The 633-nt window shown below is 37.8% G+C and carries 1 pseudogene; it reads right to left on the bottom strand.

The window, feature by feature from the left end:
* Positions 1-528: 528 nt before the first annotated feature.
* A pseudogene (locus tag ACFIM6_RS10125) lies at positions 529-633 on the bottom strand (late control protein); the annotation flags it as partial.

The following is a 633-nucleotide window of genomic DNA, read 5'->3' as shown; positions in this document are numbered from 1 at the left end:
TGTAGCTTGCCAGCAGGTTTTGTATAATTTGCCACTAGGTTTTGTACCAATTTATTTTTTTTCAAAGAGTTTTTAAGGGGTTCTCAAAGGGTCTTCAAAGACCTTTCAAAGATCATTTAAAGCCTCTTTTTCTTTTCTGCTCAAAATCGCAATTTTTGATGATCAATCATTGAGTTGGAATCGTATTATTTGAGAAGCAGCGTATATAAGATGGTATGACTTCTTTTAGCATAAATTGACTGATGATTTTTCTGTATCCTAAGCACATTATTCAGGACATTATTAAATAAGAGAAGCGTTTAAGGAATTCAGTCAACTTGACCAAATTGCTCTTCAGTATGCAATTGTGCAATGTTTGCACCATTGCTCCTTTGAGGAATTGGGTAAACATTACCCTATTGCTGTACTCATGCAATTGGTGCAAGTTGCACCTATTCCTTACCTCCACACCAAAATGCGAACTTTTGATTTTGGTCTCAATACTCTTCAACACCGATCAAAGGGTCAAGTTGTCCCTTTGATTTTCTGTCACTCAGAGGTTTCCTTTTCTCCTGCCTCTTTTCCCTTGTTTGGTGCCTCGAGTGTGATTTCTGTTGTGTATCCGCTTTGTTTTTCATAGCGGTGGGTGACGGT

This window comes from Bartonella sp. AA9NXGY (genome assembly GCF_042196845.1).
In the GTDB taxonomy this organism is placed as follows: domain Bacteria; phylum Pseudomonadota; class Alphaproteobacteria; order Rhizobiales; family Rhizobiaceae; genus Bartonella.
Note: the sequence above shows the minus strand (reverse complement) of the source record. Positions and strands in the feature narration are given on the sequence as shown.